The organism is Bradyrhizobium sp., from assembly GCF_019244115.1.
GTDB lineage: Bacteria > Pseudomonadota > Alphaproteobacteria > Rhizobiales > Xanthobacteraceae > Bradyrhizobium.
In genome coordinates, this window is the sequence record NZ_JAFATE010000531.1 from 1 (window position 1) to 10,844 (window position 10,844).

Sequence of the window (10,844 nt, forward strand, 5' to 3'; positions counted from 1 at the left end):
CAGCAAGTAGCCCGCATGAGCGAGAGCGACATGCGGGATCTCTCTTGATGGCGCGATCGACCCGGATATCGCTCCGCTCATCCGGGCTACCTCGCTGCTCGCGCCGCGTCTGGCGTCACCATGCGATCCTGTGATTGGCCTGACGACACAACTGGCGGCAGCCGGGAGTGGCACTCGGCGCGATCGTCACAATATCGGATATCGCCGCCACGACCCACCTCGCGCGTGTCGCTGTCGGCATGGACGGCACTTGCATTCCTCGTCGTGGCGAGCACGCTGATCGGTGACGCGGTATTCCCGACGCTCAACGCCGAGGTCTCGCCGACGCTCGCCAACACCTTCAATTATGCCGCGCCTGTGGTCGCGTTGTGCCTGTCCGCGCTGTTGCTGCACGAACCACTGACCCCTTTTTAAGCTGCTTTCAGGCGCGGTCGCCATCGTGGGCTTCGCGCTGATGGTCGATCGCAGGTCTCTCGACGAACGGCGGCGGCAGACCGTGGCGCGGGAGCAGGTGAACCGCACGCTGTCCTGGGCGTTGTCGCCTGCCCTTACCTCGACGAGGCGTATTTCAGAGGACGATTTGCCTTCAACTGGAGTATTTGACCATGAAAGCCCCACTTCAACCGCTCAGTTCTGAGGCCGGACTGACCACGGCCCTTTCGGGCGCAATCCGCGGAACGCAACCCTCCGCGCTGGTTTCGCGGACTTTCACCACGGCTCGTCAGTCAACGCACTACATCGAGTGCGGGCCGGCCGACGGACCGTTGATGATATTCCTTCACGGTTGGCCGAGCATCGGTTTGATGTGGCGTGCCCAAATGGACGCGTTCGCCGCCGATGGCTGGCACTGCGTCGCACCTGATCTGCGCGGCTTCGGCGGCTCTTCCGCTCCTGCAGCCAACGATGCCTACGCCATCGAGCAAGTCGTGGCGGACATGGCGGAGCTCCATGACCACCTTGGGGGCAAGCCTGCGATCTGGGTTAGCCACGACTGGGGCGTTGTCGTGGCCGGTGAGCTCGCCACGCACGAGCCCAACCGCAGCCGTGCCGTCGTGCTGACCTCGCTGGCGTATCAACCCGGCGGCCACGCCCTTCGCACAGTCGTCCCCCTTGTCGACCGAACGATATATCCGGCCGACCGATATCCGGATGGCCAATGGGACTACTACCGCTACTACACGACGCACTTCGAGGCCGCGGTCGCCGACCTAGATGCAGATAAGGCTGCATCGCTGGCATCGATCTTTCGACCGGGCGATCCCGCCGGCGTCGGCAAAGTTTCGCCGAATGCGGTGGTCACGCGCAACGGAGGGCGTTTCGGCGCCGCACACCGCGCTCCGGCGACTCAACCTGATCCGGCTCTCTGGCCGCTGGCGGACTTCGACGTGCTGGTGCAGGCGTTTGAGGCTCACGGCTTCCGTCCCGCCTGCGCGTGGTACCTGAACGATGACGCCAATATCGCCTACGCTCGCAGGGCGCCCAATAGCGGCCGCCTGTCGCAGCCGGTGCTGTTTGTGAACGGCGACTTTGATCAAATCTGCAGTATCACCGGAAACCGCCAAGGCGACCCTATGCGCGCGGCGTGCACAGACCTTACCGTGACCAGCATGCCCTCCGGACATTGGCTGCCGCTGGAACGCAAGACAGAGCTTGTCCTGGCCATTCGCTCTTGGCTGCAAAGCAAAAACGCTTTGATGGCGGTCGTAGGGAAGTGATCTGCGGGATTTGATGGTCGCGCAATCATCCCGGATATCGCTCCGCTCATCCGGGCTACGCTTGCTGCGCCCAGTAAGGGCGATGAACCTGCTCCACCCTGGCGCCCCGCCTCTATCCCGAACACCTGCCACGAGGACAAAAACAGCAGGAGGTCCGGCTTGGGCCATGATCGGGCGCTCGTTGGTCCACAAAGAGCTTGGAGGCCCTTGGACGGACGGCGGCGATCGGACCATATAAGTGAGGATCATTTTTGGAGAAGAAATTCGACGAGCAAGGGAGCCCCAGAATGTACGCCAATATTCTCTTGAGCACGGATGGATCGGATGTCGCGAGAAAAGGCGTTAAGCACGGGATCGCTTTGGCAAAGGCTTTGAACGCCAAAGTGACAGTCATCACCGTGACCGAACCGCTGCCGGTCGATTATGGGGGCGGACACGCCTCGGGATGGATTCCCTCGCAGGAAGAGTTTGATCGCTTCAACGCAGCCTGCAGGGAACGAGCGGGCAAAGTGCTCGATGAAACGCGAGCCATGGCAGAGCAGGTCGGGATATCCGCAGAACTCCTGCATGTTCCGGATGCGCATCCAGCTACTGCGATCATCGAAACGGCGAAGTCCAGAGGCTGCGACTTGATCATCATGGCCTCCCATGGGCGTCGCGGCCTCAGGAAGCTGTTTTTGGGGAGTCAGACATCGGAGGTCCTGGCGGACGGAGGTGTGCCGGTGCTGGTCGTGCGGTAGCAGCCTAGGTGAGAGTGCGGGGTGTGCTAGCCTGCCTCTCCGAGAACCGGAATCGGGCGGCCCCTGAATGTACATTCTCAAACCTGGCATCAAGGCGGACCCGCAGCGGCAGTGGTCCCTGCCGAACCGTCTTCTCACGCCGCCCGGCCTTCGGCGTTCATGCGTGAAACAGGGTGACCGGCTCCCGAAAGCCTTTCAGGAGGTGGTCGCTGCCGCCGCCGGCGATCATGGCGCCGGTGCGGTCGCGGACCGCCGCCGTGACCATGATCTCGCCCGACTGCGCCGCGGACTGCGCACGCGCTGCGCGGTTCACGACGGTGCCGACCGCGGTCAGGTCGCGATGGGTCTGGCCGAACTCGCCAAAATTGGTCTCTCCACTGTCGATCCCGATTCCGATGCCGATTTCGACGTCCTCATCGCCCGCGCCGATGCTGTGCAGCAGCTCTTCGCGCCGGCTCGCGAAGCGCTTTTGAATTTCGCGCGCGGCGAGTACGGCCTGCACGGGATGATCCGTCTGCTTGACCGGAAAGTTGAAGATCGCGAACACGGCATCACCGATGGTCTTGTTGAGCAGCCCGTCATAGCGCCAGATCGCGGCGGCGCACTCGTCATAGAACACATCGAGCAGCGAGGTCAGAGCCGGCTGGTCGATGCTCTGTGTCAGCGCCGTGTATCCGCGCAGGTCCGCGAACATGACAGTCGCATCGATCGCGATCGCGCGCGCCTTCATCACCCTGGAAAAGGCCATCTCGCAGATTGTACAGGTGTTGGGATTCATCCGGCTGGGCTTGATGCCGACGAGGCGGAACGGCGTCGAAAGCAGCCCGCGCAGCGGTATCGGCAGATGAAGATTCTGCCAACAGCCCAGACAGATCGCGGCAGGCTCCGGAGTCATCGTGCCAGGAGACTAGCATCATCTGCCGGCAAAGAGCAGAGTGTCTGGGGGCGAGGCGAGGAACAAACAAACGCTGCCGCGGACCGCGCAGCGGTACTTCAATGCTGGCGGCGGCCTGGCGAGCACGACGCGGCGACCGGCTCAGCGCTGCGCACGGTGTCAGCGGCGACGGCGCCGCAGTTCCTTCCAGGGCGCTCTCGTCATGGCCATGGTGCAATCCTCAGAGTGCAACGACCATGAGGACGTCTGGTCAGACGCTTGCCGAGGGCACTGCGCTCCTTCCCGTCGAGGCGGTTCGAAGCCTCGAAGCGCTTATCGCATCGCTACGGCCGCAGGATCACCACCACCCGCCATTCCAGCCCCATCCCGGGCGCGGGCCCCAGACAGGCCCCGGACTCATGGCGTAGGCGCCGCCCCACACTGGCCGCGGGCCCCAAGCCGGCCCTGCGCCCCAGGCGACGGAGCTGCCCCATCCCGGACCCCACACCGGGCCCGGACCCACGGCGGCGAACCGTCGCGGACCCCAGAAGCGGCGCGGACCCACGACGACGTGGACTCGCGGCCTCGTGCGCCACACGAGGCGGCCGCGCGAGTCCCGAACCCAGCGCGCCTGCTCGAGATTGGATGATTGCCCGGCGATCGCGTTCGCATTCGGGATCCCGTTTGGCATCGCGGAAGTCGCAGTCGAGGTGAGCGCAACGCCGCCAAGCGCGGCGAACGCAACAGCAGCAATTCTCAGTCTCATGGATATCTCCTTCTTGGATATCTTCTGAGACCGCAGAACGTGTTGCTCGTTCAGTGGTTGCTAACGGCGCGAGCCCAGGGTTTCAATTTAGGTTACAGAAGTTCCCCCACCCTGGCGTCGACATGACCGAATAGGACGCGGGGCGAGGATATCCGGCAAAGAGGAAGCCAACCAAAGCGGCAGCACCGCGCGAGCAGGCAGTTTTTGCGCCACGCCCTTCATGCGCGGACCATACGACAATCACGCTTACTCAATTGCATCGAGACCGCAAAACATCTCCAAATTGTGAATATGCGGGGCTGATAAGCCGACAAGGGAAGCTTCAGGTCTGTGGTAAATTTCGTATCGTGTGGACCCAGCGCGTGATGAGGGGGCAGCTCTTCAATTCGTTACAGGAGCGCTCAATGTCAGATCTTGTTGCGATTGTGTACCCATCCGAAGCCAAGGCAGAGGAAGTTCGGCAGAAAATACTCAAGCTCCAGAGCGAGTATTTGATCACCATCAGTGATGCTGTGATCGCCGTCAAAGAAGGCGATTCCATAAAGCTCAATCAACTCGTGAATACCACGATGGCCGGCGCCGCAGGCGGCAGCCTGTGGGGACTGCTGCTGGGGATGGTGTTCTTGAATCCTCTCCTGGGCGTCGCTCTCGGTGCCGGCGCGGGCGCACTGGGCGGCGCGCTGACCGATTTTGGCATCAGGGACCAGTTCATGAAGGATCTCGCGGCGAAGGTGAAATCGGGGGACGCCGTTCTGTTCCTGCTGATCAAGAGTATGACGGCAGACAAGGTTCTCAACGAGATCAAGGATGCCGGAGGGACGGTTCTGAAGACCTCGCTCGATGAAACCAAAGAGCAGCACCTGCGCGATACGCTCGCAGCTGCAACTCAGGCAAAGGCAGCCTAGCGGCGGCGAGACATCGTCGAGAACGGCCGTTGCGGCAATTTGCCTGATTGTCCTGCGGCCGGTCGCGCTTGCGGTTTGCGTCGTACTCGCGTGCGGGGGCGCAGTGGCCTGACCCTCGTCGGCTGCGAGAACGGCAGGCTGCAGCACGCCGCCGTGCGGCCACGCAGCCGTTCCCTTCTCCCGCACAATCGAAGGCGAGGTGGACATCATGCGAAAATTGACTCTGTGGGTGGTCGCTCTTGCGGCTGCCTCCGCGGCGGTTGCGACGACCGGCGGTCGTTCGCAAGCCAGCCTCATCGTGCCACTGAAGTTGGCTGCGGCTGCTGATGAGCCGCGTCCTGCGGAAACCGTCCAATTCAGCTGGAGAGGCCAGCGCTACTGCTGGTACAACAGGGGATGGCGAGGGGCCGGTTGGTACCGGTGTGGCTTCAGCAGGAGGCGCGGCCTGGGTTGGGGTGGTCCGTCCGGGTGGCACGGCTGGCGACGGCCGGGCCACGGCCCGGTCGCGCGCCCGCCGAAGCCAGGTCGGCCGGGAAGCCAACGTCCGCGACCACTCCCAGAGCCGCTCCCCGGCAGGGGGTGATGACCTCCTGTCCATGGCCGCAGGCCGCCGCGTCGCAGTTTGCGCTAACGCTGCCCTTCCGCTTCCGGATCGTGCGCGCGGCGGTGCCGCGTCCTACTCGTAAATTGAGCAACAGGAACGGCTCATGAGACTGTTCTTACTTGTTTTCGCGCTTGTCGGTTCGTCCCTTCTCGTGACTGAGCCCGCAATTGCGGCGGTCAAATTCAAGCGCTTTGCGCCCTGTCCGGAGGGGGCCGTGAACGTGAAGACCTGCGAGTGTCACGCCGGCACGTCAGGACGCTATCACTTCTGCCACGCCGGGAACTCATGCGATACACAGACAGGCAAGTGTCACAAGTAGTCGCGGGGCCGAGGATGCGATGGCAATCTCCAAGAAGGGGGCAAACCTCATAGGGAGGCCCGATATGCCGCGTTCAATACTAGCGCTCATCGCCATGGTGCTTCTCTCGATAAGCTTTGCTGCATGGCCCCAAGGTCCGGCCAATGCGGCCAAATTCTGCATGCAGCTACGAGGAGCGACCGCAGCGGGACAACCCGACTGCTCATTTTCGACGCTCGATGCATGCCGCGCGCGGGTCAAGCATAGGGGTGGCGGGCACTGCTACAAGCTGACGCACTAACGAGCCACGGGATCAGGCTGAATCGCCAACGCCTTGGATCGTTGATTGCACATGAGCCCTCGGGGCGAGCCCTGAGTGCGCCTGTGCGCGCCTCATCCGATCGCGACGCCGGCGCCGACGGTGCGGTTCAGCACCTGCGTCGTCTTTTCGATGCGCTCGGCGGCCGCATTCAGCGCGCTGGCAACGGCGGCCTGGGTTTCGCGGGCGCGGTCGTTCGCCGCGACGCGCACGTTGCGCAGGCTCTCCAGCTCCTGCTCGAGATTCTTGATCTGCACGCCGGCGTCGAGCAGTTCGTCGCAGACCGTCAGCGCGGCCATCACGGTGAGCCTGGCATCACCGATCTCGCCGAACTTGCCGCGCAGGCTCTGGATGCGCGATTCGAGCTGCTCGGCGAGTTTTAAGAGCCGCACCTCCTGCCCCTCCTCGCAGGCCATGCGGTACTGCCGGCCGTTGATGGTGACGTTGATGTGGCTCATCCGTCCTCTCCCGCGCCGAGCACGGTGCGGATCGTACCGATCGCGACATCGAGCCGCTCGGCGACCTCGCGGTTGGCGCGCTCCAGCTTGCGCGTTCGCACCAGCGATCCGTCGAGTTCGTCGGCGAGCCGCGAGCGGTCCGCGCCGAGCGCCTGAATGCGCGTGGCGAGCTCATCCTCGTCGCGATCGGCATCCCGCCGCCGCTCGACCGCGCGCTCCAGCGCATCCAGTGCCGCCATCAACCGCCGCGTCGCTGCGTCGAGATCGGCGGAGACCGCCTCCGCTGGTCCGGATCGATTGGCTGGATGATCACTCATGCGCGTCGCCGCAGGACTCAACCCCACAGAAGCCTCAACTGACAAAAGCCCGCCTCCGGAGAATCCCGGAGCACGCGGGCACTCGATATTTCAACTTACGTGTCCAGAGCGGCCAGCGCAACGCCGTGACGGAACTATGCACTGCTAAGCAACATTCGGTCCCCCCGGCGCGTTCATGAGCCTGAACCCGTCCTTTGACTCTCGGAACCCAGGTGCTATCCAACCTTTTCGCTGGTCCCGCAGCCCCGGCAATGTCAGAGGGCCGCGCGACAAACATAGATCAAGCTATTCACTTGGACGGATCTCATCATGACGCAGGTCGAACATTCCCGCATGGCCAACGCGATACGCGCGCTGGCGATGGATGCGGTCGAGAAGGCCAAGTCGGGCCATCCGGGCCTACCGATGGGTGCCGCCGATGTGGCCACCGTGCTGTTCACGCAGTTTCTGAAATTCGATGCCACCGAGCCGGCCTGGCCCGACCGCGACCGCTTCGTGCTCTCGGCCGGTCACGGTTCGATGCTGCTCTATGCGCTGCTCTATTTGACCGGCAACCCGGGCATGACGCTGGACGAGATCAAGCGCTTCCGGCAATTGGGATCGAAGACTCCGGGCCACCCGGAGAATTTTCACACCAGCGGGATCGAGACCACCACGGGGCCGCTCGGCCAGGGCATTGCGACCGCGGTCGGCATGGCGCTCGCCGAAAAGATGCTGGCCGCCGAGTTCGGCAAGAAGGTCGTCGACCATCATACCTACGTGCTCTGCTCCGACGGCGATCTGATGGAGGGCGTGTCGCAGGAGGCGATCGCGCTCGCCGGTCACTGGCGGCTCGGCAAGATGATCGTGCTCTATGACGACAACGGCATCTCGATCGACGGCCCAACCTCGCTGTCCGACTCGGTCGACCAGGTCAAGCGCTTCAAGTCGGCGGGCTGGCAGGCGGAACGGATCGACGGCCACGATCCCCAGGCGATCGCGGCCGCGATCAAACGCGCGCAAGCGTCCTCGCGGCCAACGCTGATCGCCTGCAAGACCACGATCGGCTTTGGCGCGCCCAACAAGGCCGGTACCAACAAGGTGCATGGCGAGGCGCTGGGCGGCGACGAACTGAAAGCCGCCAAGGAGAAGCTCGGCATCTCGCTCGAACCGTTCTCCGTGCCTGATGACGTGCTGAAGAGCTGGCGCGAGGCGGGCAGCCGCGGCGGCGCCGCGCGCAAGGAATGGGACGCGCGCTATGCCGAACTCGGCCCGCGCAAGCGCGCCGAGTTCGAGCGCCGGCTCAAGCATGAGCGGCCCGCAGCGCTCGGCAAGGCGCTTAAGACGCACAAGAAGGCGCTGCTGGCGAGCCCGCTCAACGTCGCGACGCGCAAGTCGTCGGAAGCCGCGATCGAGGCGATTGCCGCCGCGATGCCGTTCGAATTCGTCGCCGGCTCCGCCGATCTCACCGGCTCCAACAACAACAAGGCGAAGTCGGCGGTGGCGTTCTCCGCCAAGACGCCAAAGGGCCGCTTCATCCATTACGGCATCCGCGAGCATGGCATGGCGGCGTGCCTGAACGGCATATTCCTGCATGGCGGCTTTGCGCCGAACGGCGCCACCTTCCTGATCTTTTCAGACTATGCGCGGCCGGCGATGCGGCTGGCGGCGCTGATGGGCGCCGGCGCCGTCTATGTCATGACCCATGATTCGATCGGGCTCGGCGAGGACGGGCCGACGCATCAGCCGGTCGAGCATCTCTCAGCGCTGCGTGCCATTCCCAACATGCGCGTGTTCCGCCCCTGCGACGCCGTCGAGGTGGCGGAATGCTGGGAGCTCGCGCTCAACCGTTCGACCGGGCCGACCGTGCTGGCGCTGACGCGCCAGAACCTGCCGCAGCTCCGCACCACGGCCCCCGATGACAACCCTTGCGGGCATGGCGGCTATGAGCTGGTTGCGGCCAGGGGCGAGGCCAAAGTGACGCTGTTCGCGTCGGGCTCCGAGGTCGAGATCGCGGTTGCGGCCCAAAAACAGCTTGCCGAGCAGGGCGTCCCGGCGCGCGTGGTCTCGGTGCCCTCGCTCGAACTGCTGTTGGCGCAGCCGGCCGAGAAGCGGCAGGCCATCATCGGTCACGCACCGGTGAAGATCGCGATCGAGGCGGCGGTGCGCTGGGGCTGGGATGCCGTGATCGGGATCGATGGTGAATTCATAGGCATGCATTCCTTCGGCGAAAGCGCCCCCTACAAGGACCTTTACAAGCACTTTGGAATTACCGCGGAGGCGGCCGTCAGCGCAGCCCTGAAGCGCCTCGACGGCGGGCAAGGTTAGGGCGCGCTGGCGGTTGTGATCGGGGGCAAAAAGGTCTACCAAGGCCCCATATTCAATGCTCCCGCCCGGCCGAACCGGGCGTGTCCGCCGTAAAATTCCCGCGCGTGCGACCAGCCGTCGCGTTCCGGGGATGACAACCGTCATGGAAGGAGAGGAAGATGGCAGTCCGCGTCGCAATCAACGGGTTTGGCCGCATCGGCCGCAACGTCCTGCGGGCCATCGCAGAATCCGGCCGCACCGACGTCGAAGTGGTCGGCATCAACGACCTCGGCCCGGTCGAGACCAATGCCCATTTGCTGCGCTATGATTCCGTGCATGGCCGTTTTCCGGGCACGGTGACGGTGGAGGGCGACTCGATCAGCCTCGGCAACGGCAAGATCAAGGTTTCCGCCGAGCGCGATCCGGCAAAGCTGCCTTGGAAGGCGCTCGGCGTCGACGTCGCGCTGGAATGCACCGGCATCTTCACCGCCAAGGAGAAGGCCTCGGCGCATCTGACCGCGGGCGCCAAGCGCGTGCTGGTCTCGGCGCCCGCCGAGAATGCCGACGCGACCATCGTGTTCGGTGTCAACCATGACACGCTGACGAGGGATCATCTGGTGGTCTCCAACGGCTCCTGCACCACCAACTGCCTGGCGCCGGTCGCAAAGGTTTTGAACGACACGGTCGGCATCGAGACCGGCTTCATGACCACGATCCACGCCTATACCGGCGACCAGCCGACGCTGGACACGCTGCACAAGGATCTCTACCGCGGCCGGGCCGCGGCGATGTCGATGATCCCGACCTCGACGGGCGCGGCGAAGGCGATCGGCCTCGTGCTGCCCGAGCTCAAAGGCAAGCTCGACGGCGTCGCGATCCGCGTGCCGGTGCCGAACGTCTCCGTGGTCGACCTGAAGATCGTCGCCAAGCGCAACACCGACCCCAAGGAGATCAACGAAGCGATGAAGCGCGCCAGCGAGCAGCAGCTCAAAGGCATTTTGGGCTACACCACCGCGCCCAACGTCTCGATCGACTTCAACCACGATCCGCACTCATCGACGTTCCATATGGACCAGACCAAGGTCATGAACGGCAACCTGGTGCGGGTGATGTCGTGGTACGACAACGAGTGGGGCTTTTCGAACCGCATGGCCGACACCGCGGTCGCGATGGGCAAACTGCTGTAGTTGATTGTCGTCATCCCGGCCTTGTGCCGGGCATCCACGTCTTTCTTCGTGTTGCCAAGACGTGGATGGCCGGGACGAGCCCGGCCATGACGAGGGGAAGCATGTCATGAACAAATTCCGCACCCTCGATGACGTCGACGTCAAGGCCAAGCGCGTGCTGCTGCGCGTTGACCTCAACGTGCCCATGGAAAACGGGCACGTCACCGACGCGACCCGCCTGGAGCGCGTCGCGCCCACGATCACCGAAATCGCCGACAAGGGCGGCAAGGTCATCCTGCTCGCCCATTTCGGCCGGCCGAAGGGCCGCGATGCCAAGGAGTCACTAAAGCCAGTCGCCGAAGCGCTGTCCGGCGTGCTCAAGCGGCCGGTCGGCTT

General features: G+C 64.1%; 12 protein-coding genes. 8 read left to right on the top strand and 4 right to left on the bottom strand.

Annotated features, from left to right (window positions below):
- Positions 1–225 precede the first annotated feature (225 nt).
- From JOZ76_RS23390 to JOZ76_RS23400, 3 genes are all read left to right on the top strand, one after another.
- Positions 226–414 (top strand): EamA family transporter, encoded by a 189-nt coding sequence (locus tag JOZ76_RS23390; RefSeq protein WP_291702350.1) that lies wholly within the window; start codon positions 226–228, stop codon positions 412–414.
- A gap of 353 nt (positions 415–767) precedes the next feature.
- Positions 768–1,715 carry an alpha/beta hydrolase gene (locus tag JOZ76_RS23395; RefSeq protein ID WP_291702369.1) on the top strand — a complete coding sequence of 316 codons (948 nt, stop codon included), beginning with the start codon at positions 768–770 and terminating at the stop codon, positions 1,713–1,715.
- Positions 1,716–2,002: 287 nt separating this feature from the next.
- Positions 2,003–2,455, top strand: a complete 453-nt coding sequence (locus JOZ76_RS23400; RefSeq protein WP_291702352.1) for a universal stress protein — start codon at positions 2,003–2,005, stop codon at positions 2,453–2,455.
- Between the two features lie 157 nt (positions 2,456–2,612).
- Here JOZ76_RS23400 and JOZ76_RS23405 read toward each other — a convergent pair whose 3' ends face one another.
- Together JOZ76_RS23405 and JOZ76_RS23410 are read right to left on the bottom strand one after the other, a co-directional pair.
- A complete protein-coding gene (locus JOZ76_RS23405) occupies positions 2,613–3,350 on the bottom strand; it encodes an adenylate/guanylate cyclase domain-containing protein (RefSeq protein WP_291702354.1) in 738 nt (245 codons plus the stop codon).
- A 337-nt stretch (positions 3,351–3,687) separates the two neighbouring features.
- A complete protein-coding gene (locus tag JOZ76_RS23410; protein ID WP_291702356.1) occupies positions 3,688–4,095 on the bottom strand; it encodes a hypothetical protein in 408 nt (135 codons plus the stop codon).
- Between the two features lie 404 nt (positions 4,096–4,499).
- Between JOZ76_RS23410 and JOZ76_RS23415 the strand changes: the two genes are divergently transcribed.
- Both JOZ76_RS23415 and JOZ76_RS38330 read left to right on the top strand, forming a co-directional pair.
- The gene (locus tag JOZ76_RS23415) at positions 4,500–5,000 is read left to right on the top strand and encodes a DUF1269 domain-containing protein (protein WP_291702358.1); all 501 of its coding nucleotides are present in this window, start codon (positions 4,500–4,502) and stop codon (positions 4,998–5,000) included.
- 987 nt (positions 5,001–5,987) lie between these two features.
- The gene (locus JOZ76_RS38330; protein WP_366938619.1) at positions 5,988–6,203 is read left to right on the top strand and encodes a DUF3551 domain-containing protein; all 216 of its coding nucleotides are present in this window, start codon (positions 5,988–5,990) and stop codon (positions 6,201–6,203) included.
- Between the two features lie 92 nt (positions 6,204–6,295).
- On the opposite strand, the gene JOZ76_RS23420 is transcribed toward JOZ76_RS38330, so the two are convergent.
- Both JOZ76_RS23420 and JOZ76_RS23425 read right to left on the bottom strand, forming a co-directional pair.
- Positions 6,296–6,679 carry a cell division protein ZapA gene (locus tag JOZ76_RS23420; RefSeq protein WP_291702360.1) on the bottom strand — a complete coding sequence of 128 codons (384 nt, stop codon included), beginning with the start codon at positions 6,677–6,679 and terminating at the stop codon, positions 6,296–6,298.
- Positions 6,676–6,996, bottom strand: a complete 321-nt coding sequence (locus JOZ76_RS23425) for a DUF4164 domain-containing protein (RefSeq protein ID WP_291702362.1) — start codon at positions 6,994–6,996, stop codon at positions 6,676–6,678. The genes JOZ76_RS23420 and JOZ76_RS23425 overlap by 4 nt, the downstream gene beginning before the upstream one ends.
- Before the next feature lie 309 nt (positions 6,997–7,305).
- Between JOZ76_RS23425 and tkt the strand changes: the two genes are divergently transcribed.
- The 3 genes from tkt to pgk form a co-directional block, all read left to right on the top strand.
- A complete protein-coding gene (tkt, locus tag JOZ76_RS23430; RefSeq protein WP_291702364.1) occupies positions 7,306–9,303 on the top strand; it encodes a transketolase in 1,998 nt (665 codons plus the stop codon).
- Positions 9,304–9,461: 158 nt separating this feature from the next.
- The gene (gene gap / locus JOZ76_RS23435; RefSeq protein ID WP_291702366.1) at positions 9,462–10,469 is read left to right on the top strand and encodes a type I glyceraldehyde-3-phosphate dehydrogenase; all 1,008 of its coding nucleotides are present in this window, start codon (positions 9,462–9,464) and stop codon (positions 10,467–10,469) included.
- Positions 10,470–10,575: 106 nt separating this feature from the next.
- On the top strand, positions 10,576–10,844 hold a 269-nt coding region (pgk, locus tag JOZ76_RS23440), incomplete at its 3' end, for a phosphoglycerate kinase (RefSeq protein WP_291702368.1).